At 64.4% G+C, this 23831-nt stretch carries 23 protein-coding genes; 21 read left to right on the top strand and 2 right to left on the bottom strand.

From position 1 onward, the window contains the following. Positions 1-48 precede the first annotated feature (48 nt). The 13 genes from KIH45_RS04435 to KIH45_RS04375 all read left to right on the top strand — a co-directional run bounded on the left by KIH45_RS04435 (position 49) and on the right by KIH45_RS04375 (position 12107). Complete coding sequence (locus KIH45_RS04435; protein WP_213174806.1) at positions 49-417, top strand: 2Fe-2S iron-sulfur cluster-binding protein; 369 nt, start codon at positions 49-51, stop codon at positions 415-417. Continuing rightward, positions 414-842, top strand: a complete 429-nt coding sequence (locus tag KIH45_RS04430; protein ID WP_213174805.1) for a GlcG/HbpS family heme-binding protein — start codon at positions 414-416, stop codon at positions 840-842. Before KIH45_RS04435 ends, KIH45_RS04430 begins: the two co-directional genes overlap by 4 nt. After that, positions 820-1776 carry a catechol 2,3-dioxygenase gene (locus tag KIH45_RS04425; RefSeq protein ID WP_225899677.1) on the top strand — a complete coding sequence of 319 codons (957 nt, stop codon included), beginning with the start codon at positions 820-822 and terminating at the stop codon, positions 1774-1776. Before KIH45_RS04430 ends, KIH45_RS04425 begins: the two co-directional genes overlap by 23 nt. Before the next feature lie 49 nt (positions 1777-1825). Further along, positions 1826-4387 carry a TonB-dependent receptor gene (locus tag KIH45_RS04420; RefSeq protein ID WP_213174804.1) on the top strand — a complete coding sequence of 854 codons (2562 nt, stop codon included), beginning with the start codon at positions 1826-1828 and terminating at the stop codon, positions 4385-4387. An 87-nt stretch (positions 4388-4474) separates the two neighbouring features. Further along, a complete protein-coding gene (locus KIH45_RS04415) occupies positions 4475-5227 on the top strand; it encodes an SDR family oxidoreductase (RefSeq protein WP_213174803.1) in 753 nt (250 codons plus the stop codon). Between the two features lie 18 nt (positions 5228-5245). Then, positions 5246-5674 (top strand): tautomerase family protein, encoded by a 429-nt coding sequence (locus KIH45_RS04410; protein ID WP_213174802.1) that lies wholly within the window; start codon positions 5246-5248, stop codon positions 5672-5674. A gap of 179 nt (positions 5675-5853) precedes the next feature. Further along, positions 5854-6111 carry a phenol hydroxylase subunit gene (locus KIH45_RS04405; RefSeq protein ID WP_213174801.1) on the top strand — a complete coding sequence of 86 codons (258 nt, stop codon included), beginning with the start codon at positions 5854-5856 and terminating at the stop codon, positions 6109-6111. A 22-nt stretch (positions 6112-6133) separates the two neighbouring features. Then, positions 6134-7120, top strand: coding sequence for an aromatic/alkene monooxygenase hydroxylase subunit beta (locus KIH45_RS04400; RefSeq protein WP_225899676.1), 987 nt, complete (start codon positions 6134-6136; stop codon positions 7118-7120). Next, positions 7120-7401, top strand: a complete 282-nt coding sequence (locus tag KIH45_RS04395) for an MmoB/DmpM family protein (protein ID WP_213174799.1) — start codon at positions 7120-7122, stop codon at positions 7399-7401. Before KIH45_RS04400 ends, KIH45_RS04395 begins: the two co-directional genes overlap by 1 nt. Positions 7402-7412: 11 nt before the next feature. Continuing rightward, positions 7413-8966, top strand: a complete 1554-nt coding sequence (locus KIH45_RS04390) for a YHS domain-containing protein (protein WP_213174798.1) — start codon at positions 7413-7415, stop codon at positions 8964-8966. A 12-nt stretch (positions 8967-8978) separates the two neighbouring features. Further along, on the top strand, positions 8979-9338 hold the full coding sequence (locus KIH45_RS04385; RefSeq protein WP_213174797.1) for a phenol hydroxylase subunit P4: 360 nt from the start codon (positions 8979-8981) through the stop codon (positions 9336-9338). 4 nt (positions 9339-9342) lie between these two features. Continuing rightward, a complete protein-coding gene (locus KIH45_RS04380) occupies positions 9343-10401 on the top strand; it encodes an NADH:ubiquinone reductase (Na(+)-transporting) subunit F (protein ID WP_213174796.1) in 1059 nt (352 codons plus the stop codon). Positions 10402-10463: 62 nt separating this feature from the next. Beyond that, entirely contained in the window at positions 10464-12107 is a 1644-nt protein-coding gene (locus tag KIH45_RS04375; protein WP_213174795.1) for a sigma-54-dependent Fis family transcriptional regulator, read from the top strand. Here the strand turns inward: KIH45_RS04375 and KIH45_RS04370 are convergent, their stop codons facing one another. Next, positions 12108-13865, bottom strand: a complete 1758-nt coding sequence (locus KIH45_RS04370; protein ID WP_213174794.1) for an acyl-CoA dehydrogenase family protein — start codon at positions 13863-13865, stop codon at positions 12108-12110. It lies immediately after the preceding gene. 125 nt (positions 13866-13990) lie between these two features. Between KIH45_RS04370 and KIH45_RS04365 the strand changes: the two genes are divergently transcribed. Then, complete coding sequence (locus KIH45_RS04365) at positions 13991-14578, top strand: TetR/AcrR family transcriptional regulator (protein ID WP_213174793.1); 588 nt, start codon at positions 13991-13993, stop codon at positions 14576-14578. Positions 14579-14599: 21 nt separating this feature from the next. Here the strand turns inward: KIH45_RS04365 and KIH45_RS04360 are convergent, their stop codons facing one another. Continuing rightward, positions 14600-15664: an aromatic ring-hydroxylating oxygenase subunit alpha gene (locus KIH45_RS04360; RefSeq protein ID WP_225899675.1), complete on the bottom strand. Its 1065-nt coding sequence runs from the start codon at positions 15662-15664 to the stop codon at positions 14600-14602. A gap of 185 nt (positions 15665-15849) precedes the next feature. Between KIH45_RS04360 and KIH45_RS04355 the strand changes: the two genes are divergently transcribed. The 7 genes from KIH45_RS04355 (at position 15850) to KIH45_RS04325 (ending at position 23694) form a co-directional block, all read left to right on the top strand. Beyond that, positions 15850-17562: a sigma-54-dependent Fis family transcriptional regulator gene (locus KIH45_RS04355; RefSeq protein ID WP_213174791.1), complete on the top strand. Its 1713-nt coding sequence runs from the start codon at positions 15850-15852 to the stop codon at positions 17560-17562. A 33-nt stretch (positions 17563-17595) separates the two neighbouring features. After that, positions 17596-18468, top strand: coding sequence for a LysR family transcriptional regulator (locus tag KIH45_RS04350; RefSeq protein WP_213174790.1), 873 nt, complete (start codon positions 17596-17598; stop codon positions 18466-18468). Positions 18469-18587: 119 nt separating this feature from the next. Next, on the top strand, positions 18588-19751 hold the full coding sequence (locus KIH45_RS04345; protein WP_213174789.1) for an isovaleryl-CoA dehydrogenase: 1164 nt from the start codon (positions 18588-18590) through the stop codon (positions 19749-19751). After that, complete coding sequence (locus KIH45_RS04340; RefSeq protein WP_213174788.1) at positions 19748-20041, top strand: hypothetical protein; 294 nt, start codon at positions 19748-19750, stop codon at positions 20039-20041. Before KIH45_RS04345 ends, KIH45_RS04340 begins: the two co-directional genes overlap by 4 nt. Next, positions 20038-21639: a carboxyl transferase domain-containing protein gene (locus KIH45_RS04335; RefSeq protein ID WP_213174787.1), complete on the top strand. Its 1602-nt coding sequence runs from the start codon at positions 20038-20040 to the stop codon at positions 21637-21639. Before KIH45_RS04340 ends, KIH45_RS04335 begins: the two co-directional genes overlap by 4 nt. A gap of 4 nt (positions 21640-21643) precedes the next feature. Beyond that, a complete protein-coding gene (locus tag KIH45_RS04330; protein WP_213174786.1) occupies positions 21644-21790 on the top strand; it encodes a hypothetical protein in 147 nt (48 codons plus the stop codon). Continuing rightward, on the top strand, positions 21787-23694 hold the full coding sequence (locus tag KIH45_RS04325; RefSeq protein ID WP_213174785.1) for an acetyl/propionyl/methylcrotonyl-CoA carboxylase subunit alpha: 1908 nt from the start codon (positions 21787-21789) through the stop codon (positions 23692-23694). Before KIH45_RS04330 ends, KIH45_RS04325 begins: the two co-directional genes overlap by 4 nt. Positions 23695-23831 lie beyond the last annotated feature (137 nt).

Here is a 23831-nt window from a genome sequence, read left to right as displayed (position 1 = left end):
AGCGCCGGTAAGGGCCCGCCAAGTGGCCCGCCGGACCCAAGGAGAGTGATGACTGTGAGTACAGGCGAAATCCCTGAAAACGACACGAAGCGCAGCACCCCTGCGCCCGCGTGGCGCGTGGAGATCGCCGGGTCACAGCCGTTCACTTGCCGCGAAGACCAGACCGTCCTCGATGCGATGCGCTGTGCCGGGCTCAACCCGCTGGCCATCGGTTGCCGCGGCGGCGGCTGCGGCGTGTGCCGCGTGCGCGTGCAGGGCGGCGAATATGTCGCCCGCCCGATGAGCACGGCCTGCGTCCCGCCCGAGGAGGCCTTGAACGGCCTCGCGCTTGCCTGCCGGATCATGCCGCGCGGCAATCTGACCATGCGGGCAGCGCCGATCGACCGCTGCAAGACGAAGGCGAGGAAGGTGGCATGATGACCGGCCTTCCCGCCGATACCATTCAGGGTGCACTCGCCAGTGCGACTGCAAAGGCCGAGGCGCTGGGCGCCCGCGTATGCATCGCCATCGTGGATGCGGGCGGAGCGCTGGGCGGGTTCGTCAGGGTGCCGGGCGCGTTTCTCGCCTCCACCGGCATCGCGATGGACAAGGCCTACACCTCGGCCAGCTTCGGCATGGCGACGCGCGATTTCAGCGCGCTGCTCGACGGCGAGGAACGCTGCGTGCGCGATGGCCTGCTGCGCCGCGAACGCGTCTGCGAAGTGCCCGGCGGCTTTCCGATCATGTCGGATGGCGCGCTGATCGGCGCTGTCGGCGTGTCGGGCGGAAGCGCCGCACAGGATGAAGAGATCGCGAAGAGCTGCCTGTCGGCCTTCGCCAATGAAAAGCAACGAGGAGCCTGACATGCCCGTTACCGGCATCATGAGAGTTGGCGAGGTCGCGATCCGGGTCTTCGACCTTGAGGAATCGCGCCAGCATTACGACAAGCGAATGGGCCTGATCGAAACCCACCAGGGCGACGACGACAAGGTCTATTACAAGTGCCCGGACGAGCATGATCTCTACTCGCTCGTCCTGCGCAAGGCGGACCAGCCGGGTATCGATTATGTCGCGTTCAAAACCGCGCGCGATAGCGATCTGGACGACTTTGCCGAACGCCTGCGCGCCTTCGACATCGAGGTGGAGCACGTGCCCGCCAATACTTATCCCGCCAGCGGACGGCGCATCAAATTCAACCTGCCGAGCGGGCATGAAATCCACGTCTATGCCGAGAAAGAGCAGAACGGTAACGGCATGCCGCTGCGCAACCCCGGCACGATCCCCGACGAAGGCTACATCCGCGGTTTTCGCACCGTGCGTCTGGACCACTGCCTGCTGGGCGGGACCGACATCGACGCCAATGCGAAGATCATGATGGAAGTCTTCGGCTTCACGATGAGCGAGAAGCTGGTCGCGCACGAGAACGAGATGAGCCTCGCGCTCTTCCTCACAACGTCGAACAAGCCGCACGACATCGCCTTCGTGCTGCAGCCCGAGGGCAACAAGTTCCACCACGTGTCGTTCCTGCTCGACAGCGTGAACGACCTTTATCACGCGGCCGATCTGATCGGGAAATACAACATCGCGGTCGACGTCGCGCCCAATCGCCACGGCGTCACGCGCGGTGCGACGATCTATTTCTTCGACCCGTCCGGCAACCGGAACGAGGTCTTTACCGGCGGCTACGTCCACTATCCGGACACGCCCACACTGGTCTGGGACACGACCGAGCTGGGCAAGGCCACCTTTAGCCAGGACAACACCGTCCGGCCGAGTTTTCTTGAAGTGCTGACGTAAGATCAACTTGCGGGGCGCGCCGCGCGCGTCCCCTGGGGAGGAAAGTAAGATGAAGTTCGGTTTCAAAAACAGCGCTTCGGCGCTGACGATGGCGCTCGGCCTGCTTGCGCCGCAAATGGCCCATGCGCAGAGCGATGAAGTCCCCGCCGGACAGGCGGTCGAACAGACGCAGCAGGGCGGCCTGGCAGAGATCGTGGTGACGGCCCAGCGCCGCAGCGAATCCGCGCAGGACGTGCCAATCGCGATCACCGCGGTGACGGCGGACGCGCTGCAGGCCAAGGGGCTTACCGACATCTCGCAGATCGGCGGGCAGGCGCCCAACGTGACGCTGAAGAACACCGCGGCATTTGGTGGGTCGAGTTCGATCCTCGTCAGCTACATCCGCGGCATCGGCCAGAACGACTTCGCCTTCAACCTCGAACCGGGTGTCGGCATCTACGTCGACGGCGTCTATCTTGCCCGCAACATCGGCGCGAATGTCGATCTGCTGGATATCGAGCGTGTCGAAGTGCTGAAGGGTCCGCAAGGCACGCTGTTCGGCCGTAACACCATCGGCGGCGCGCTCAACATCGTCACCCGCGATCCGCGCGACCAGTTCTACGCCACCGGCGAAATCACGACCGGCAGCTACGACCGCGTCGACGTGCGCGGCGCCATCGATATTCCGATCGTTCCGGGCCTGATCACGTCCAGCATCGCGTTTTCGACCAAGCATCGTGACGGCTGGCAGAAGCGCATTCCTTATGACGGCCCGACCGACATGAACCCGATCTACCTGCTCGCCACCGGCGGCGCGTTCGGTGGGCCGGAGACGACGAATACCGACGACAACTTCGCGTTCCCGATCGTAGACGGACCGGAACATTCGACCAGCGGCGGCGAGAACAAGACTTCTGTCCGCGCCAAGATCCTGATCGAGCCGAGCGCAGACTTCCGCGTGCGCGTCATCGGCGACTACCTGCACGTGAACCAGTCGGCTGCGCCGTTCAGCATCGTCAACGTGAACCAGGAACTCTACGTCGCGCTCTACAACACCTGCATCACCGGCGATCCGGCGGTTTACGCAGGCGTAGGCGCACTGACCGGCCTTGGCGGCGGGGTTGCCAACTTGTGCAACTCGATGCGCGGCAATGCGGCTTCGCCCGCAGGCTCGCAGCCCTCGCTGTTCGACGAGGCGGGCCAGCATCTGCCCTATGACAACCGCTATGTCATCCGCGACAGCGACGGCGACGTGAACCCGGACCGCAGCTATGCCACGGGCGCGAACTTCGACAAGGTGAAGAACTGGGGTCTGAACCTGCAGTTCGAATACGACCTGTCGGACGCGCTGCAGGTGAAGTCGATCACCGCCTATCGCAAGCTGGATTCCACGTTCGGTGCCGACATCGGCGGCGCGCCGTTCCTGACGCTGGCCCCGTCGTTCGAAACGAACGAAAAGCAGTTCAGCCAGGAATTCCAGCTTTCAGGCGAAGCCATGGACGGCAACTGGAACTTCCTGCTGGGTGCCTATTATTTCCACGAGATGGGTACGCTGACCGACCAGGTGCCCTTCATGTCGGGCCTTATCCAGATCAACTCGCCCGACAACGACTTCGACACGAAGTCCTATGCCGTGTTCATGCACAACAACATCGACGTGATCCCAGACAAGCTCGGCATCACGCTGGGTGCGCGTTACACGTGGGAGAACAAGAAGTTCACCGGCGCGCAGCGCGATGAAAACAACTTTGGCGGCAAGGTGCTGGGGCTTCCGCCCTTCGTCTATCCCGATCCGACCGACACCTACCGGCTCTACCCGCTGGGTGAGAACCAGCAGAAGTTCAACAACTTCTCCTATCGCATCGGCGCGGAATACCACCTCGATCGCAACGTCATGCTCTATGCGTCCTATGCCACGGCCTTCAAGGGCGGCGGCTGGACGACCCGCCTGACGGTGCCGAACTTCGATACGACGACCTTCGCCCCGCTGCCCGCGCCGACTTTCGGCCCGGAAAAGGCCAAGACGTCGGAAATCGGCATCAAATCGTCGCTGCTCAATCGCCGCATTCGTCTGAACCTAGCTGCGTTCAACACGAACTACGACGACATCCAGCTGACTTTCCAGAATGGGTCTTCGCCGGTCACGGCCAATGGCGGCGACGGCAAGATCCAGGGCATCGAGGCGGAACTGAATGCCGCGCTGACCGATGCATGGACGCTGGATGCCAGTGGTGGCTACCTCGATGCGCATTACACCGATGTCGCGCCGGGCGTGCCGCTTACGGGTGACGAGGCTTTCGTCAACACGCCGGAATGGACCCTGCAGGCGGGCACCGCCTACAAGATCGAGACCGGTGCGGGCACGTTCACGCCGCGCATCGACTGGAACTACGCGTCGAAGGTCTACAACGACGAGGCGAACACCGAACTGCTGGCAGCAGACGGCCGTTCGATCTTCAACGGCTCGCTCACCTGGGCCGAGAACAGCGGGCGTTTCGAAGTGCAGGCCGGTGTCAGCAACATCTTCGACAAGCGCTACATCCAGTCGGGCTACACCAACGCTCTCGCGATCTACTCGGCAACCTACAGCCGACCGCGCGAGTGGTTCCTGACCCTGCGTTACCGCAACTGACCTGATCCCTGCCTCGGGGGCCGGACAAGGAACACCCGGCCCCCGCCTTTTTTGGGACTGGTCCCAGATTTGCAATCGGAGTTTTGAATGAGCAAGGAAACCGCCGTCGTAGTCGGAGTGACCGGCGCCTTCGGTGAAGTCATCGCCCGCAAGCTTGCCGCCCGCGGCCTCACGGTCGTCGGCGTGGCGCGCGATGCGTCTGCACTGGACGGCATCAAGGCGGAGCTGGGCGAAAGCTTCGTCGCCTGCGCCGCAGACATCGGCGACGACAGCGCGATCGATGCGATTGCGGCCGCGCTGCCGGACCAGCCGGTGGCGATGGTCGTCCACTCGGTCGGGCTGCCGGTGGCAGGCGGTATCCTCAATGCCGAACCCGGCGCGCTGGCGACGGCGACGAACCTGAAGTGCGGCGGTTTTGTCCGGCTGGTTCGCGGCGTCGATGCGAAGCTGCGCGAAAAATCGCGCCTCGTCGCAATCGGCGGGCACTACGGGTTCGAACCTTCGCCTTATGCGGCGACCGCCGGTGTCGGCAATGCCGCGCTGGCCAATGTCGTGCGGCAGATGAGCTGGGCCTATGGCCCGCGCAAGATCACCGCACACCTCGTCGCACCGGGCCCCGCCGATACCGAACGGCTGCGCAAGGTCGCCGCCGCGCGGGCCGAACGGGCGGGCAAGCCGCTCGACGAGGAATACGAAAACATGCGCGCCGATTCCGCCATCGGTGCTTTCACCACACCCGAACAGGTGGCCTGGGCAATCGCCATGCTGCTCGACCCCGAAGCCGATGCGCTGGCCGGGTCGACCATGGGCCTCGATTCCGGCCGCCGCCACGGCATCTGACAGGAAGGCTTCTCCCTCATGCCCGTAGTCCAGTTCAATCTCGTCAAGGACCGCTATCCGCGCGAGGCAATCCACGCCCTGCTGGATGACGTCAGCGAATTCTACGCTGCCACGCTCTATCCCGATGCGGAAAAGCCGCCGGTCGAACGGGTTCGTGCTTTCGTGAACCAGGTGGAGCCCGACCTGTGGGCCACCGGCGGCAGGCTGGTGTCCGAAGGCGGGCAGGATTCGCCCTACTTCGTCTGCCTCGTCATGACGGGCCGCACGATCGAACAGCACCACGCGCTGATCGAGGGGTTCACCGCCCGCATCGTCAGGCATCTGGGCTGTCCGCAGGATGTCGTGCGCGGGCAGGTCGTACCCATCGAACCCGACAACTGGGGCATCGCGGGCGTCCCCGCATCGGTCGTCCGCCGCGCCGAGATCGAGGCGCGCGCGAAGGGCTGAACACAGGTTTGCCGCAAGGCACCCGACAATTTTGTCGCTCTCTCTAACACGTTGACAAAATTGTCGGGCCCGCGGCCGGAAAAACGACGCAATTCCAACGTTTTCAACTTTGGCACGGGGTTTGCAGAACAGGTCTTGAAACCAATGCCCGGAAAAACCGGGCGCGAAGGAGAGGACCGATGGAACAGCCGGCTGACGCCGACGAACCCCTGCTCGACAACCGTTACGTGCGCGTGCGCAACCGACGCGCCAACGGGATCACCGAATTCGATTTCGCGATCGGCGCCCCAGAAATCTTCGTCGAACTGATCATGCCCGAAGAGGCGTTCGAACAGTTCTGCCGCGACAACAAGGTCATCGACGTCACGGGCACTGCACGGCCCGAGGACGATTTCGACGCGCGCCTCCAGCGCGAAGCCGACGCCCGACTTTCCTGAGGAAGGACCACACCCCATGCAGATGGACCTGAAAACCGTAAGCATCGATCCCAAGCGGCGCACTTTCGCGCACGTGGCGGAGCGGATCGGCGCGGACAAGATCGCCTCCCGCTATCAGGAAGGCACTTTCGACATGCAGACCGAAGGGCCGCAGCACTATCGCCCGCTGTGGGACCCGGCGCATGACTATTTCGATCCCGATCGCACGAAGATCGCGATGGAAGACTGGTACGCCTTCAAGGACCCGCGCCAGTATTATTACGGCAGCTATGTCATCGCCCGTTCGCGCCAGCAGGAAACCGCCGAAAGCGCGTTCACTTTCGTCGAGAGCCGCGGGCTTGGCGCCGCCATGCCCGATGACGTGCGCGATACCGCGCTGAGGCTGCTTTTACCCCTGCGACATGTCGCATGGGGGTCGAGCATGAACAACGAGACGACCGCCGCCTATGGCTATGGCGCGGCGATCACGCAGGGCGCGCTCTACTACGCGATGGACCAGCTTGGCATCGCGCAGTTCATCACCCGCATCGGCTTGTTGCTGGACGAGGCCGAATGCCTCGACACGGCAAAGGACGCGTGGCTGCACGACGATGCGTGGCAGCCGCTGCGCCGCCTGGTCGAGGACCTGTTCGTAGAGAAGGACTGGTTCGAAGTGCTGATCGCGCAGGACCTCGTGCTCGACGGCATTCTCTACCCGCTGATCTACGGCGAGATCGTCGACAACGTCCTGACCATGAAGGGCGGCAGCGCGGTCTCGATGGTCTGCCAGTTCCAGTCCGAATGGCACGCCGAGGCGACCAAGTGGATCGATGCGCAGGTCAAGGTCGCCGCCAAGGAAAGCGACGCCAACGCCGAGCTTATCAAGGGCTGGACCTCCAAGTGGCGCGCCCGTGCCGTCTCCGCCCTGCTTCCCGTTGCGGCCATCGCTCTGGGCGACGGGGCAGAGGCGCAGATGGACGAGGTTCTTGCCGCCTTCGACAAGCGCCTTGCCAAAGTGGGAGCAGCCTGATGACCGAGACGAAATCCACCGTGTTCCTGTGCCTTCAGGCCAATGACGACACCCGCGGCGTGATCGACGCGATCGAGCGCGACAACGAGCACGCAAGCTTCGACTACCAGCCCGGCATGGTCCGCATAACCGCGCCCGGCACGCTGACCGTCAATCGCGAAACGGTCGAGGAAGAGGTCGGCCGCGAGTTCGACCTCCAGGAACTGCACATCAACATGATCTCGCTGTCCGGCCACGTCGACGAAGACGACGACGCGCTGGTTCTGAGCTGGGATCGCTGAGGAGAGACACCATGGACATCGCCGTCACCAAGAAGAAAAAGCTCGGCCTCAAGGAACGCTACGCGCTGATGACGCGCGGGCTGGGCTGGGAGCCCACGTACCAGAGCGTCGACGACGTGTTCCCGATGGACACGTTCGAAGGCATCAAGATCCATGACTGGGACGCGTGGGAAGATCCCTTCCGCCTGACCATGGATGCCTACTGGAAGTACCAGGCCGAGAAAGAGCGCAAGCTCTACGCCATTCTCGATGCCTTTGCGCAGGGGAACGGGCACCTGACGCTGTCGGATGCGCGCTATATCAACACGGTCAAGCTGTTCATCAACGGCCTCGCGCCGCTGGAATACATGTCGCACCGCGGCTTTGCCCATATCGGGCGCCAGTTCCGCGGCGTCGGTCCGCGCGTTGCCTGCATGATGCAGTCGCTGGACGAAATGCGCCACGCGCAGACGCAGGTCCACGCGATCAGCAACTACAACCGCTATTACGACGGCATGGCGAATTTCCGCCATCACCACACGCACCTGCCATACCTTCAGGTGCCGCGCAGCTTCTTCGAGGATGCGGCGACGGGCGGTCCGTTCGAATTCATCGTCGCGATCGGCTTTGCCTTCGAATACGTGCTGACCAACCTCGTCTTCGTGCCCTTCATTTCGGGCGCGGCTTACAACGGCGACATGGGCGCGATGACCTTCGGCTTCTCCGCCCAGTCGGACGAGGCGCGGCACATGACGCTGGGTCTTGAAGTCATCAAGTTCGTGCTGGAACAGGACCCCGACAACCTGCCCATCGTGCAGAAGTGGCTGAACAAGTGGACGTGGCGCGGCGTGCGCGTGCTGACGCTGGTCGCCATGATGCAGGACTACATGCTGCCCAAGCGCGTGATGAGCTGGGCCGAGGCGTGGGAGATCTATTTCGAGGAAAACTGCGGCGCGCTGTTCCGCGATCTTGCCCGCTACGGCATCGAGGTTCCCCCCTGCGTCGAACAGGTCCGCAAGGAACGCGATCACCTGAGCCATATGGCATGGTGCCAGTTCTACCAGGCCCGCGGAACCAGCAACTTTCACGCGTGGCTGCCGTCGAAGGAGGACATGGACTGGCTGTCGGCCAAGTATCCCGACACTTTCGACCAGTACTATCGCCCGCGCTTCGAATACTGGGCCAAGCTTGAGGAAGAGGGTACTCCGTTCGAGGCCCAGACCCCGCCGCAGCAGTGCCAGGTCTGCCAGATCCCGACGATCTTCCCGGTCCCGGGCGAACCGCTGACCCGCGCCGAACACACCTGCGAGCATGATGGCGAGCGTTTCCATTTCTGTTCGGAATGGTGCCAGGTAATCTTCGAGGACGAGCCGGAGAAATACGTGCAGGCCAACCTCGGCGCGCACGAGCTCTACAAGGGCAATCTGTTCGGCGATGCCGACCCGACGGCCGAAGGCTTCGACCCGATGGCCGCGGCGATGGCCTTCCTGAAGCTGACGCCAGCCGAATCCGGCCTCCACAAGGACAGCGAGGACGCGCGGAACTTCGACCTGTGGCGCGGTCTTGCCACCAGGAACGACGCGTAAGGGAGAGGACGCATGACCATCACTGCAAACGCACCTTACGAGTTCACCTCGCACGACCGGCAGGAGGATTTCCGCGGAGCCCGCCTCGTCTATGTCGGGTGGAACCGGCACATGATGTTCGCATCGCCCTATTGCTGGCCGCTGCCGCCCGACACGCCCTTCGGCGCCCTTGTCGAAGGGCCGATGGCACAGGCGTTCGGCATGCATCCCGATTGGAAGAAGATCGACTGGGCGAAGGCCGAATGGACCCGCAATGGCGAACCGTTCAGCCCCGATCCGGCGAAGTCGCTTGCGGACAACGGCGTGGCGCACAAGGACTCGCTGAAATTCACAACACCGGGTCTGGATGGCATCGCAGGGGCGGGGATCTGAGGCGATGAGCTACACGCTGACGATTTCGTCGACCGGCGACGAGGTGGAGATCGAGGAAGGGCAGACCATCCTCGATGCCTGCCTTCGCGCCGGTATCTGGCTGCCCCACGCCTGCTGCCACGGCATGTGCGCGACCTGCAAGATCGACATCGAGGATGGCGAGATCGAGCATGGCGATGCCTCGCCCTTCGCGCTGATGGACAGCGAGCGGGACGAGGGCAAGGCGCTGGCCTGCTGCGCCACGCTGGAAAGCGACGTGACGATCGACGCCGAGATCGAGGAAGACCCCGACGCGGAAGGCATTCCGGTCGAGGACTACGAAGGCACGGTCGAGGCGATCGAGCGCCTGACGCCGACCATTCGCGGCATCCGCATCCGTTTGGACCGCGAGATCGCGTTCCAGCCGGGGCAATATGTGAACCTCGAGATCGGGGGCGACGCCGCGCTGACCCGCGCTTTCTCCATTGCCAACGATCGCGGCGATGGCACGCTGGTCGAACTCAACGTCCGCATCGTGCCGGGCGGCAAGGGGACGACGTGGCTGCACGAGAACCTGAACGAGGGTGACCGGATCAGGCTGTCGGGCCCCTATGGCCGCTTTTTCGTGCGCAAATCGGCAAGGCAGCCGATGCTGTTCATCGCGGGCGGGTCGGGGCTTTCCAGCCCGCGTTCGATGATCCTCGACCTCCTGGCCGGGGGCGAGGACCAGGCGATCACGCTGGTCTATGGCGCGCGTAACCGCGAGGAGCTCTATTACCACGAGAGCTTCGAGGAACTTGCCGCAGAGCATCCGAACTTCACGTATGTCCCTGCGCTCTCGGACGAACCGGAAGGCAGCGACTGGACCGGCGTGCGCGGCTTTGCGCACGAAGCGGCGAAGGAAGCTTTCGACAACGATTTCCGCGGGCTGAAGGCATACTTGTGCGGACCGCCGCCGATGATCGAGGCCGCGATTTCCACGCTGATGCAGGGCCGCCTGTTCGAGAAGGACATCTATACCGAGAAATTCTTCTCCGCCGCCGATGCGCAGCAGATCCGAAGCCCCCTTTTCAGGCGCATCTGAACGGGGCAGAACGGATTTGAAGGGCGATGCCGCGATCACGGCGGCACGCCAGTGGAGACAGGATGTCGCAGGCAATCGAAGAACGCGCGAAGGCGAACGAACTGTGGTCGAAGTTGCGCTTCGATCCGTCCACCGGCTCGGTCTGGCTGGACGAACAGCGCATGCTCCTGCTTCACACCGGTTCGCTGGGCGCGCTTCGGGCCGAACTGATCCGCTCGCTGGGCGAGGAACGCGCCGCTGGCCTGCTGCTGCGCATGGGTTACCATTCGGGCGTGCAGGACGCGGAAATCGCGCGGCGGCTGGTAGGTGACGGCAACTACGAGGACGTTTTCCTGATCGGCCCCGCGCTCCACCAGCTGGAAGGCGTGGTGGAGGTGGAGACCGTATCGCTCGACCTCGATGTCGAGGCCGGGCATTTCGCGGGCGAGTTCCTGTGGCGCAACGGGTGGGAGGCCAAGGCCCACATCTCCGAATTCGGCGTGGGCGACCATGCCGCCTGCTGGAACCAGATCGGCTATGCCACCGGCTATGTCAGCGCGTTCCTGGGCCGCCGCGTGCGGTTCGAGGAGACCGAATGCCGCTGCAAGGGCGACGAGACCTGCCGCATCGTCGGCCGCACGGTCGAGGGCGAGAGCGAAGACCTTGCGCCCGATGACATCGCAGGCGAAATCGACGCGATGGCGGAGGAAATCCACACCTTGCGCACGCGTCTGGGCACGCATCGTGCACCCGAAAACCTTGTCGGGCAGTCACCGGCATTCCTGAAAAGCTACCGCCTGCTGGAACGCGCCGCCGACAGCGCGATCACTGTCCTGCTGCTGGGCGAGACGGGGGTGGGCAAGGAAGTCTTCGCGCAGTGGCTGCACGACCACTCACCGCGCCGCGACAAGCCTTTCGTCGCGGTCAACTGCGGGGCGATCCCACACGACCTGATCGAAAGCGAGTTGTTCGGGGCCGAAGCGGGTGCCTTTACCGGCGCACAAGGATCGCGGGCGGGGCGCTTTGCCCGCGCCGACGGGGGCACGCTGTTCCTCGACGAGATCGGGGACCTGCCGTACCCCGCGCAGGTCAAGCTGCTGCGCGCGCTCCAGACGGGCGAGATCGACCGGCTGGGCTCGGACCGCCCGCAGAAAGTCGACGTGCGCCTGATCGCGGCGACCAACGTGGACCTTGCGCAGGCGGTGGCGGACGGAAAATTCCGCGCCGACCTGTTCTATCGCCTCAACCCCTATCCCATCGACATCCCGCCGCTGCGCGATCGGGCCAGCGACATTCCGCTGTTCGTGGAATTCCTTCTGGAAAGGATGAGTGCGCGGCATGGCCGTCCCGTTCGCGGGCTTTCGGACAAGGCGATGGAGATGCTGCGCGCCTACGACTGGCCCGGCAATATCCGCGAGCTTGAGAACGTGCTCGAACGCGGGGTCATGCTGGCCGAACCGGGCGGTGTCATCGACGTCGACGCGCTCAGCCTGCCGGTCCCGCCCGCGCCGCAGTCGGGCATGCGCCTGACGCGCGACGGGCAGGTGAAGGATCGCAAGGCCGACGACATGGTCCGCGCCATGCCCGACCTCGACCTCGCCGCGAACGAGGCGCGCCTCCTGGACGAAGCGCTGCGCCGCGCAGGTGGCGACGTTGCCGAGGCGGCAAAGCTGCTGGGCCTGACGAGGCGGCAGATCGACTACCGCCTCAAGGCCCGCAACTACTGATCAGAAAAGGTCGGCGGGAAGGGCCATCACCGCGTCTGGCCCCGCCGCGATGGCCGCCTCCAGCGCGCCCGCCTGCGGCAGGACGTGGGCGGCGTAGAAGTTAGCCAGCGCGAGATTGCGGGTCTTCGTCGTCTCGTCGCCATGTTCCAGCGAGGCAGCGGCCATGCGGACCCACATCCACCCCATCGAGGCAATTGCGAACAGGCGCAGGTAGTTTACCGCAGCCGAGCCCATCGCATCGATCGAGGTATCGGCCTGCACCGCCGCGCTTGCCTTGCGCAGTGATGCCAGCGCGGCGCGGACGGCGGGCAGCAACGATGCTTCAAGCTCGCTCGCGCCTTCGCCAAGATCGGCCTCGATCCGGTCCAGATAGCTGGCCAGCGGCGCGCCGTCCGCCATCGTCACCTTGCGCGTGACGAGGTCCATGGCCTGCACGCCGTTGGTGCCTTCGTAGATCTGCGTGATACGGGCATCGCGGACGAACTGCTCCATCCCCGCTTCCCAGATATAGCCGTGGCCGCCGAAGACCTGCTGCGCGTTGACGGCGGTTTCGAAGCCCATGTCGGTGAAGGCGGCCTTCACCACCGGCGTCAGCAGCGCGACATCGGCATTGGCGGCAGCGCGGGTCGCCTCGTCCGGGTGGCGCGCGGCGACGTCCATGCGGATCGCGGTCCACGCGGCCAGCGCGCGGGCGGGTTCAACGAAGCTGCGGCCCATCAGGATCATGCGGCGCACGTCGGCGTGGTTGATGATCGGGGCAGGGCCGGTGCCATCAGGCCCGCGCCCCTGCAGGCGTTCGTGGGCATAGGCGACCGCGTTCTGCACCGCGATCTCGGCAACGCCCAGGCCCTGGATACCGACGTAGAGGCGTTCGGCGTTCATCATCGTGAACATGGCATTCAAACCGCGCCCCGGTTCGCCGATCAGCCAGCCGGTCGCATCGTCGTAGTTCATCACGCAAGTCGGCTGCGCGTGGATGCCCATCTTGTGTTCGAGCGCGGCGGCGGACACGCCGTTCTCGCCCGTGACGTTGCCGTCATCGTCGGTCATGAGCTTGGGGACCAGGAACAGGCTGATCCCCTTAACCCCCGGCGCCGCATCGGGCAGGCGCGCAAGGACGAGGTGGATGATGTTGTTGCCGAAATCCTGATCGCCGGACGAGATGAAGATCTTCGTGCCCGTCACCTTGTAGCTGCCGTCGCCGACCGGCACCGCCTTGGTGCGCAGCAGGCCGAGATCGGTGCCCGCGTGCGCTTCGGTCAGCGCCATCGCGCCACACCACTCGCCGGTGGTCAGCTTCGGCAGGTACTTCGCCTTCAGTTCCTCGCTGCCGTGTTCGGCCAACGCTTCGGAGGCGCCGCGCGTCAGGCCGGGGAAGAGGCCGAAGGACATGTTCGCCGACGACACCATCTCGTCCAGCATGATCTGGAAGGCGCGGGGCAGGCCCTGGCCTTCGTAGTCCGGCTCGCCCGATAGCGCGCCCCAGCCGCCTTCGACAAAGGCGTGATAGGCATCGGCGAAACCGTCCGCGGTCGTCACCTTGCCATCGGCCAGCGTCGCGCCCTGCCGGTCGCCCGACTGGTTCAGCGGCAGCAGCTGTTCCGCACAGAAGCGGCCCGCCATCGTGAGCAGTTCCTCGCCGAATTCGGCCGACACGTCCTCACACCCCGGAAGGGCGGCGACCTCTGCGTCGAAATCGACGACGTGGTCGAGGATGAAGCGCATCGAGCGGACGGGCGGTTCGTACTGGATCGGCATGGAAAATCCTCTGGGTCGGAATCGGCTTCTGCAAGTTGTGCGCGCTCTATGTATCAAACGATCGTTACAATCAAGTGCGGGCAGGGCTTGCCAGCGGGGCCCAAGGGCGCTTAGGCATGGTCGCCATGAGCAGGGCACCGCGCAAAGGCGCGAAATCACAGGGGGATACGGCGACCCGCGAGGCCGAAGTCGTTGCCGCGGCGGCCGAACTTTTCGCACGCGACGGCTTTGCCGGGACCAGCATCCGCGACATCGGGGAGAAAGTCGGACTGCTTGGCGGCTCGCTCTACTACTACATCCGGTCGAAGGAGGCGCTGTTCGTGCGCATCCACGACGATGCCCTGCAGACCGCCGAAGACCGCATCCGCGCCGCGATAGAAGGCGTTGACGATCCGAACGAGCGGCTGGCCACGGCGTGCCGCACCCTGCTCGCGATCCAGCTTGATCCCAATTCGCTGACCACGCCGCTGATGAACGATTTCCGCTCGGTGCCCGACAGCGTGCGCGAGCAACTGGTCGAACGGCGCGACGCTTTCGAAGGGCTGTTCCGCGACCTCGTAAACGATGCAAGCCTGCCAGCGGGCGTCGACCGCGATGTCTATCGCATCCTGCTGCTTACCACGCTCAACAGCGCGGCAAGCTGGTACCGGCCCGGCCGCCTGTCGCTGGACGAAGTGGCGCAGCAGATCCTGCGCACCTACTCCATCACCTGACGGGCGACCGGGGGCGGCTTCTTACTCTGCCGCTTCGGCCAGCTGGCCTGCGTCCTGTTCGCGCTTGATCAGGTCGCGGATGCGGCGGCGTACCTTTACCGGCGCAAGGTCGTTCGACAGCAGCATCGGGTTCATGTCGAAGAAGTCATCCTCGCCCATCTCTTCCTGACAGGCGAGGATGATCGGGCCGTCCTCGGTGATGAAGGCGTCGTGCATCGCCTTGATCTTGAACGCGTTGTACTCGGCGTCGTCCTCGTTGTGGTTGCGGCGCGTCGCGAAGAAGTAGTGGGTGGAGAACTCGTCCTCGGGCGTGCAGGTGTGCAGGTCATACTGCATCACGGCCTGGTCGAAGCCGGCCCCGTCCTGCACCGCGCCGATCGAAAGCTGGATGTTGGCGGGTGCCGACCAGTTGACCTGGACGTAGTGATCGGCCGGATCCTCGGGGCGGGCGAGGAACGGGGCGAGGATCAGGATCGGCGGCTGCTGCACCCATTCCCAGCGGGCCGAGATCGCGGTGTCCTCCTCGACCACTTTGGGGATGAGCGGGGTAAGCTGCCCGCGCGTGGTGATGATCTCGCCGTGGACATGGTCGACGTGGGACAGGTCCATCACGTTGTCGAGGATCATGCGGTAGTTCACCGGCATCTGCATGTAGGTGTGCCCGATGCCCGTCGCCGGTCCTTCGTCCAGCGGCGCGTAGTCGGGGACGAGATCGTAGTCGGGCGCTTCCTCGGCCATCCAGATCCAGATGAAGCCGTGCTTCTCGACCAGCGGGAACGTGCCCACGACCTGACCCTTGGGCAGCGTGCCGCGCCCGTGCGGGTTGTGCACGCAGTTGCCCGCGCCGTTGAAGGCAAGTCCGTGATAGGGGCAAACCACGTTGTCGCCGTCGCGGTGGCCCTGCGACAGCGGCGCGAAGCGGTGGGGGCAGCGGTCGTGCATGCCGATCGGCTTGCCGTCCTCGCCGCGATAGATGAGCACGCCCTTGCCCATGATCTTGCGGCGGAACAGCTCGGTCTCGTCCACCTCGCTCGACAGGGCGGCGGCGTACCAGGCCTGCATCAGGTATTCGGGCTTGTCGGTCATGTCTGGTCTCTCCCAAGGCCGCGTCACGTCATGCGCGGCATCTGGGAAAGGGATCAGCAAGGGGCGTGCCAATTGCGCGGATGCATGCATCCCCTAGGGTTTCGACGGTGCGTGCATAAGGTATTGGAGAAAATTCGACACCACCGGTAAGTCTGTTTGCATAAGAATAGACACCGGAGAGACCTATGCCGCCCAAGGGCAAACCGTCGGCATCGCTGGGGCAGAGCTTTCGCGAAGGCGCGCTCGGCATTGCCGAGATGTCGTCCATCGCCGATCTTCGCGACAGTTTCCACTTCGACCCCGAACATGCCGAGATCCGGCTGGGCAACCGGCGCATGGTGCTGACCGACGATCTGGGCCTTGCGCTGATGCGGCGCGAGCTGATCTGGGCTCTGGGTTACGAACGGGCCAGGGGCGTGCTGTCGCGCATCGGCTATGGCATCGGGGTGACCGACGCGCAGATGGCGCAGGAACTGCGCAGCGACCGCGACATGCTCGACGTCTACAAGGCAGGGCCGCAGCTCCATGCGCTGAAAGGCGCGGTGCGGGTGGACGAACTGGCGTTCGAGGCGGATTTTGCGAACGGCAATTTCTACGGCGAATATGTCTGGCACAATTCGGCCGAGTGCCAGTCGCATCTCAAGGAAATGGGCGTCGGCGCGCATCCGGCGGGCTGGCAGCAGTGCGGCTATGCGGCGGGTTTCGCCAGTACCTTCTTCGGCAAGCCGATGGTGTTCCGCGAACTCGAATGCGTCGCCATGGGGCACGACCGCTGCTTCCTCGTCGGCAAGCCCGCCGACCAGTGGGAGGATGCCGACGCCGAACTGCGCTGGTTCCGGGCAGAGACCTACAGCCGCCGCCCGGCGCGCAAGGAAGCGGCGCCCGATGCGGACCTCCACATCGGTTCACGCTCCATCGTCGGGGCATCGTCCGGCTTCAACGCGGTACTGCACCTTGTTGACAAGGTGGCGCAGACCGAGGCGCCGGTCCTGTTCCTCGGCGAAAGCGGCGTGGGCAAGGAAGTCTTCGCCAAGGAACTGCACAAGCGCAGCCGCCGTTCGGCAAAGCCGATGCTGGCGCTCAATTGCGCGGCGATCCCCGAAACGCTGGTGGAGGCCGAACTGTTCGGGGTGGAGAAGGGCGCCTTCACCGGCGCGGACGCCAGCCGTGCAGGCCGGTTCGAGCGGGCGGCGGGCGGGACGCTGTTCCTTGACGAGATCGGCACGCTGTCTTTCGCCGCGCAGGGCAAGCTGCTGCGCGTGCTTCAGGAAGGCGAGTTCGAGCGGGTGGGCGGGACGAAGCCGCTGAAGGCCGACGTGCGGCTGGTCGCAGCGACGAATGCGGACCTTCGCGCCGAAGTCGCACGGGGCACATTTCGCGCCGATCTCTATCACCGGCTTTCGACATTTCCCGTCCACATCCCGCCGCTGCGTGAAAGGCGTGGGGACATTCCGGTTCTAGCCCACCACTTCCTGCAGCGGCTGTCGGCGCGGCACGGGCGCGGCGCGATGCGGTTCGATGCCGACGTGATCCGCTATTTCCACGAATATTCGTGGCCCGGAAACATCCGCGAGATGGAGAACCTGATCGAGCGCGGCATCATCCTTGCCGAAGAGGACGAGCCGATCGGCATCCACCACCTGACGCTGGGCGGAACCGGCGGCGACACGGCGGGCGACACATTCGACGCCTTCGTCCACGATCATGCGCGCAAGGCGGCTGGCGGCGGCGAGGGGGTGGGCGAGCGCCTGCTCGACACCGGCATGACGCAGCAGGACCTGACCGACGAACTGGTCCGAGCCGCGCTGGACCGGCACGGCGGCAATGTCAGCCAGGCTGCCCGCGCCATCGGCATGACCCGCGCGCAGGTCCAGTACTGGAAGAAGAAGAACGGCTGATCTTGCCGCCGACTTAGGCTATAGGTTTTTCCTATGATCAAGCGTTCACATATCCGCCAGTTTCTCGCCGTAGTCGAAACCGGCAGCTTCACGCAGGCCGCCGGTCGCATCCGCGTGACGCAGCCGACGCTTTCGGCGGGCATCGCGGACCTTGAACGCATGGTGGGATCGCGGCTCTTCGTGCGCGACCGGAGGCACGTGCGGCTGACCGAAGCGGGTGGGCGTTTTCTCCCGCTGGCGCGCGAGCTGGACCGTAATTTTCGCGCCGTCGACGGGTTCGGAGCCAGCGCGCAGACCGATTGGCCCGCCTTGAAGCTGGGCGTCATCCGGTCGGTGGCCGCGCCCCTGCTGGAGGCGGTGTTGGCCGGATTGGGCGAGGCGTTCTCTATTGAGCTGGTCGAGGGCACCGATTCCGAACTACGCGCCTCGCTAGCCAGCGGGCGGGTGGACATGATGCTGGGGCTGCTGCGCGACGAGGATGATGGCGCGATCCCGCTGATCAGCGAGCCTTATGTCCTGTTCGTGCCGTCATCGCACCGGCTGGCAGGGCAAGCAGTGGTCGAGCCCGAAACGCTGGGTTCAGAAGTCATGATCGCGCGTCGGTCCTGCGAATTGCTCGACCGTACCAGCACGTTCTTCACCCGGCTTCACGTCCGCCCGCGTTTCTCGCTACGCAGCGAGAGCGAGGAACGGTGCATGGCTATGGTCGCGGCAGGGCTCGGCATCACGACCGCGCCGCTGTCCCACCGGCGCGAGGGGATCGAGCCGGTGGAGCTCGAGGGGTACGATTTCACCCGTACGCTGGGCCTGCGCGCCGATCCGGCCTGGCTGACGGACGAGCGAGCCGAGGCCTGCCGCACGGTTGCAGCAGACATCGCGGAACGCTTTGCGGCCAAGGCTCGTTGACCAGAGAAGGTGTTGTCATAGATTTTTTCTATGATGATCCGCTCCGACTTCCAATTTCTCTCCCGCCTGCCAGTCCGGTAGGAAGGGGGCAGACAAGAACACTCCCTGGGTAGGATTGCATGCGAGCCACTCCCGAATTCGATTTCGCGCTGGGCGAAAGCGCTACGATGATCCGCGACACCGTCGCGCGTTTTGCCGATGAACAGATCATGCCGCTGGCAGACCGCATCGACCGCGATGACTGGTTTCCCCGTGACGCGCTGTGGCAGCAGATGGGTGAACTTGGCCTGCACGGCGTGACCGTGTCGGAAGAGTTCGGCGGCCTTGGCCTCGGCTATCTCGATCACCTGATCGCGGTTGAGGAAGTGAGCCGCGCCAGCGCCTCGCTCGGCCTGTCATACGGCGCGCACTCGAACCTGTGCGTTAACCAGATCCACCGCTGGGGCAGCGACGCGCAGAAGGCGAAGTACCTGCCCAAGCTGGTCAGCGGCGAGCACGTCGGTTCGCTGGCGATGAGCGAGGCGGGCGCGGGCAGCGATGTCGTGTCGATGAAGATGCGCGCCAACAAGGCTGATGGCGGCTGGGTCCTGAACGGCACCAAGTTCTGGATCACCAACGCACCCTATGCCGACACGCTGGTCGTCTATGGCAAGACCGACCCGGATGCTGGCCCGCGCGGCATCACGACTTTCCTGATCGAAAAGGACTTCGAAGGCTTCTCCATCGGCCAGAAGATCGAGAAGATGGGCATGCGCGGTTCGCCCACATCCGAACTGGTCTTCGACGACTGCTTCGTGCCGGATGAAAACGTGATGGCCGGGGTCGACGAAGGCGTGAAAGTCCTGATGAGCGGGCTCGATTACGAACGTGTCGTGCTTTCGGGTGTGCAGCTCGGCATCATTCAGGCCTGCCTCGACGTTGTCATTCCCTACGTACGCGAACGCAAGCAGTTCGGCCGCCCGATCGGCGAGTTCCAGCTGATGCAGGCGAAGATCGCCGACATGTATGTCGGCCTGCAATCGGCGCGCGCCTATTCCTATGCCGTCGCCAAGGCTTGCGACGCGGGGCAGACCACCCGCTTCGACGCCGCCGGAGCGATACTTCTGGCCAGCGAGAACGCTTTTCGTGCCGCTGGCGAGGCTGTTCAGGCATTGGGCGGTGCAGGATACACCACCGACTGGCCGGTCGAACGGTTCCTTCGCGATGCGAAGCTGCTCGATATCGGGGCTGGCACGAACGAGATCAGGCGCATGCTGATCGGACGGGAGCTGATGAAGGGATGAACGAGTCCACCCTTACCGCTTTGCAATATTACGGGGCGGGAGCCGCGCTTGTCGCTGCGTTCCTCGTCTCGCTGAATCTTGGAGAGCGGATTACGGGTTGGGCATTCGTGCTTTTCGTCACCAGTTCGATCGCGCTGATCGCGTGGGGTTTCCTGAATGATGAAGGTGCAGGCATTGGCTGGCAGAACGTCGGCCTGCTCGGCATCAACATCGTCGGCGTCTTCCGCCACCTGATTTTTCCACGAACCCGCAACAACTCACCATTTCGCAAGAAGGTTGCCCCTGAATGAGCGCACCTGTTCTCAATTCGAAGCTGGACCTGTCATCGCCGGAGGCGCAGGCACGAGCCAGGCATAACAAGGCGCTGGCAGACGAACTGCGCGCCAAGGTGGCCGAGGCTTCGCTGGGCGGCGCAGAACGCCACCGCGAACGCCACGTTGCCCGCGGCAAGCTGTTGGCGCGTGACCGCGTTGAACGCTTGCTCGATCCAGGTGCGCCGTTCCTCGAGGTTGGCCAGCTTGCCGCGAATGGCATGTACGAAGGCGACGTGCACGGGGCCAGCATGATCGCGGGTATCGGTGTCGTGTCGGGCCGCCAGTGCATGATCATTGCCAACGATCCGACCGTGAAGGGCGGATCGTATTACCCGATGACGGTGAAGAAGCATCTTCGCGCGCAGGAGATCGCCGAAGAAAACCGCCTGCCTTGCATCTACCTCGTCGACAGCGGCGGCGCGAACCTGCCCTATCAGGCGGAAGTCTTCCCCGATCGCGACCACTTCGGCCGCATCTTTTATAACCAGGCGCGGATGAGCGGGATGGGCATTCCGCAGATCGCCTGCGTCATGGGCAGTTGCACCGCCGGCGGCGCCTACGTTCCGGCGATGAGCGACGAGACCGTGATTGTGCGTGAACAGGGTACGATCTTCCTTGCCGGACCGCCGCTGGTGAAAGCCGCGACGGGCGAGGAGATCAGCGCCGAGGATCTTGGCGGCGGCGATCTTCATACCCGCAAGTCGGGCGTGGCCGATCACCTGGCTGAAAACGACGAACACGCGCTGGCCATTGTGCGCGATATCGTCAGCCACCTTGGCCTGAACGAAGGCGCGAAGCTGGACCTGCAGGCCGCCGCTGCGCCGAGGTACGACGCGGACGAGCTTTACGCAATCATCCCTGACGACGTGCGGGCGCCCTATGACGTGCACGAAGTGATCGCGCGCATTGTCGACGCCAGCGAATTTCACGAGTTCAAGCCGCTTTACGGCAATACGCTCGTCACCGGCTTTGCCCACATCCACGGGATGCCGGTCGCGATCCTTGCTAACAACGGCGTGCTGTTTTCGGAAAGCGCGCAAAAGGGCGCGCACTTCATCGAACTGGCGTGCCAGCGCCGCATTCCGCTGCTATTCCTGCAGAACATTTCGGGCTTCATGGTCGGCGGCAAGTACGAGGCCGAGGGCATCGCCAAGCACGGCGCGAAGCTGGTGACCGCGGTCGCCACGGCGCAAGTGCCGAAGATCACGGTGCTGATCGGCGGCAGCTTCGGGGCGGGCAATTACGGCATGGCGGGCCGCGCCTATCAGCCGCGCTTCCTGTTCTCGTGGCCCAACAGCCGCATCTCGGTCATGGGCGGCGAACAGGCGGCCAGCGTGCTCGCCACCGTCCACCGCGATGCCGACAAGTGGAGCGCGGAGGAAGCCGAGGAATTCAAGGCCCCGATCCGCCAGAAGTACGAGGACGAGGGCAACCCCTACTACGCCACCGCGCGCATGTGGGACGACGGCGTGATCGATCCGGCCCAGACCCGCGACGTGCTGGGCCTCGCCTTTGCCGCCGCACTCGAAGCCCCGATCCCCGACCGTGCGCCCTTCGGCGTGTTCAGGATGTAACGCGATGAGCGAGGATCAATCCGCCCCGAACCCTGCAAGCCAGCGTCCTGCCAATGCGGGCATGCCGCGCTGGATGATCTGGGCCTTTGCCGGGAAGATGATCCTTGTCGTCGCTATCGTCGCAGTCGTTTTCTGGATAGCCAATTCATGATCAAATCAATCCTCATCGCCAATCGCGGCGAGATCGCCTGCCGCGTCATTCGCACCGCGCGTGCCATGGGTATCCGCACGGTTGCGGTCTATTCCGATGCCGATGCAAAATCGCTCCACGTTCGCATGGCGGACGAGGCGGTGCATATCGGCCCGTCGCCTGCTGCCGAAAGCTATCTGATCGGTGACCGCATCATTGCCGCCGCGAAGGAAACCGGCGCAGAGGCGATCCACCCCGGCTACGGCTTCCTGTCAGAGAACGCTGCCTTTGCGCAGGCCGTGCTCGACGCAGGGCTTGTCTGGGTCGGGCCCAAGCCTGCCAGCATCAATGCCATGGGCCTGAAGGACGCGGCCAAGGCATTGATGGCGGAGGCGGGCGTGCCGGTCACGCCGGGCTACATGGGCGACGACCAGTCGGACGAGCGGCTGAAGTCCGAGGCGGACGCGATCGGCTATCCCGTGCTGATCAAGGCGGTTGCAGGTGGCGGCGGCAAGGGGATGCGCAAGGTCGATGCCGAGGGCGAGTTCATGGCCGCGCTCGAATCCTGCCGTCGCGAGGCGCGGGCGAGTTTCGGCAACGACGTCGTCCTGATCGAGAAGTTCATCCTCTCGCCCCGCCATATCGAAGTGCAGGTCTTCGGCGACAGCCACGGCAACGTCGTCCATTTGTTCGAGCGTGACTGCTCGCTTCAGCGCCGTCACCAGAAAGTGATCGAGGAAGCGCCCGCTCCCGGCATGGACTCCGAAACGCGCGAGGCGATTTGCGCCGCTGCGGTCAAGGCTGCGCAAGCCGTGAACTACGAAGGCGCGGGCACGATCGAGTTCATCGCCGATGCCAGTGAAGGGCTACGCGCCGACCGCACGTGGTTCATGGAAATGAACACCCGCCTTCAGGTCGAACATCCGGTGACCGAGGAAATCACCGGCGTCGACCTGGTCGAATGGCAGATCCGCGTCGCCAGCGGCGAGATCATCCCCAAGGGTCAGGACGAACTGTCGATCAACGGCCACGCGATCGAGGCACGCCTTTACGCCGAAGACCCTGCCAGCGGCTTCCTGCCCAGCACGGGGCGGCTCGATCACCTGTCGTTCGGCCTTGCCACCCGCATCGAAACCGGCGTCGAGGAAGGCGGACAGGTCTCGCCGTTCTACGATCCCATGATCGCCAAGGTCGTCTGCCATGCAGAGGACCGTGATACCGCGATCGACGATCTGGTCGCCTCGCTCGCCGACACCGAAGTCTGGCCGGTGCGGACCAATGCGGGCTTCCTTGTCCGCGCGCTCGATGCAGAGGATTTCCGCGACGCGAAGCTCGATACCGGCTTCATCGCGCGCCACGGCGACGAACTGGTCCCCGATGGCGAGGCGGACGACATGGTCTGGAACGTCGCGGCGCGCATTGCCTATGGCGATGCGGATGGCGACCTTGCAGGCTTCCGCCTCAATGCGCCGGCGCGCCGCAACGTGTGGCTCTCGCATCGCGGGGAAGGGCGCGTGCTCGACCTCGCGGCGGCAGAGGCGGACAGCACTGCCGTGGGCGATGTGACGCCCGACTTCTTCTCTACGGACGATACGCTGGTCACCGGCTATGCTCATGGCGACCATGTCGTCGTATTTGCCGATGGCATGGGATATGGCTTCGACACCGTCATGCGCGGGTCGGGCCATGGTTCGGCCCACGATGGCGACATCCTTGCGCCGATGCCGGGCAAAGTCCTCGCGCTCGACGTTGCCGAAGGTGACGAAGTGAAGGAAGGCCAGCGCCTGATGGTTCTGGAAGCCATGAAGATGGAGCACGCGCTGACGGCCCCGTTCGACGGCAAAGTCGCTGATCTGGCGGCAAAAGTCGGCGGCCAGGTCGAGGTGGAGGCCCTGCTGGCGCGGATCGAACCCAAAGAGGAGTGACACCTTAGCCACACCCTGTAGAAGCGGTGGCAGGCAATATGACGCCCTGTTGACACGATGCTTGATAACGTTCACATGAACGTTCACAACGCATTTCACCGGACGGATTCGGATTCTACCGATTCGACGGACAGGGG

It is taken from the genome of Croceicoccus gelatinilyticus (assembly GCF_018398395.1).
In the GTDB taxonomy this organism is placed as follows: domain Bacteria; phylum Pseudomonadota; class Alphaproteobacteria; order Sphingomonadales; family Sphingomonadaceae; genus Croceicoccus; species Croceicoccus gelatinilyticus.
The sequence above is the reverse complement of the archived record's forward strand: the minus strand, read 5'-3'. Positions and strand labels throughout refer to the sequence as shown.

Bases quoted from the DNA above. Each gene is read 5' to 3' on its own strand.
- KIH45_RS04435 (WP_213174806.1), top strand. From the start codon at position 49: ATGACTGTGAGTACAGGCGAAATCCCTGAAAACGACACGAAGCGCAGC.
- KIH45_RS04430 (WP_213174805.1), top strand. From the start codon at position 414: ATGATGACCGGCCTTCCCGCCGATACCATTCAGGGTGCACTCGCCAGT.
- KIH45_RS04425 (WP_225899677.1), top strand. From the start codon at position 820: ATGAAAAGCAACGAGGAGCCTGACATGCCCGTTACCGGCATCATGAGA.
- KIH45_RS04420 (WP_213174804.1), top strand. From the start codon at position 1,826: ATGAAGTTCGGTTTCAAAAACAGCGCTTCGGCGCTGACGATGGCGCTC.
- KIH45_RS04415 (WP_213174803.1), top strand. From the start codon at position 4,475: ATGAGCAAGGAAACCGCCGTCGTAGTCGGAGTGACCGGCGCCTTCGGT.
- KIH45_RS04410 (WP_213174802.1), top strand. From the start codon at position 5,246: ATGCCCGTAGTCCAGTTCAATCTCGTCAAGGACCGCTATCCGCGCGAG.
- KIH45_RS04405 (WP_213174801.1), top strand. From the start codon at position 5,854: ATGGAACAGCCGGCTGACGCCGACGAACCCCTGCTCGACAACCGTTAC.
- KIH45_RS04400 (WP_225899676.1), top strand. From the start codon at position 6,134: ATGGACCTGAAAACCGTAAGCATCGATCCCAAGCGGCGCACTTTCGCG.
- KIH45_RS04395 (WP_213174799.1), top strand. From the start codon at position 7,120: ATGACCGAGACGAAATCCACCGTGTTCCTGTGCCTTCAGGCCAATGAC.
- KIH45_RS04390 (WP_213174798.1), top strand. From the start codon at position 7,413: ATGGACATCGCCGTCACCAAGAAGAAAAAGCTCGGCCTCAAGGAACGC.
- KIH45_RS04385 (WP_213174797.1), top strand. From the start codon at position 8,979: ATGACCATCACTGCAAACGCACCTTACGAGTTCACCTCGCACGACCGG.
- KIH45_RS04380 (WP_213174796.1), top strand. From the start codon at position 9,343: ATGAGCTACACGCTGACGATTTCGTCGACCGGCGACGAGGTGGAGATC.
- KIH45_RS04375 (WP_213174795.1), top strand. From the start codon at position 10,464: ATGTCGCAGGCAATCGAAGAACGCGCGAAGGCGAACGAACTGTGGTCG.
- KIH45_RS04370 (WP_213174794.1), bottom strand. From the start codon at position 13,865: ATGCCGATCCAGTACGAACCGCCCGTCCGCTCGATGCGCTTCATCCTC.
- KIH45_RS04365 (WP_213174793.1), top strand. From the start codon at position 13,991: ATGAGCAGGGCACCGCGCAAAGGCGCGAAATCACAGGGGGATACGGCG.
- KIH45_RS04360 (WP_225899675.1), bottom strand. From the start codon at position 15,664: ATGACCGACAAGCCCGAATACCTGATGCAGGCCTGGTACGCCGCCGCC.
- KIH45_RS04355 (WP_213174791.1), top strand. From the start codon at position 15,850: ATGCCGCCCAAGGGCAAACCGTCGGCATCGCTGGGGCAGAGCTTTCGC.
- KIH45_RS04350 (WP_213174790.1), top strand. From the start codon at position 17,596: ATGATCAAGCGTTCACATATCCGCCAGTTTCTCGCCGTAGTCGAAACC.
- KIH45_RS04345 (WP_213174789.1), top strand. From the start codon at position 18,588: ATGCGAGCCACTCCCGAATTCGATTTCGCGCTGGGCGAAAGCGCTACG.
- KIH45_RS04340 (WP_213174788.1), top strand. From the start codon at position 19,748: ATGAACGAGTCCACCCTTACCGCTTTGCAATATTACGGGGCGGGAGCC.
- KIH45_RS04335 (WP_213174787.1), top strand. From the start codon at position 20,038: ATGAGCGCACCTGTTCTCAATTCGAAGCTGGACCTGTCATCGCCGGAG.
- KIH45_RS04330 (WP_213174786.1), top strand. From the start codon at position 21,644: ATGAGCGAGGATCAATCCGCCCCGAACCCTGCAAGCCAGCGTCCTGCC.
- KIH45_RS04325 (WP_213174785.1), top strand. From the start codon at position 21,787: ATGATCAAATCAATCCTCATCGCCAATCGCGGCGAGATCGCCTGCCGC.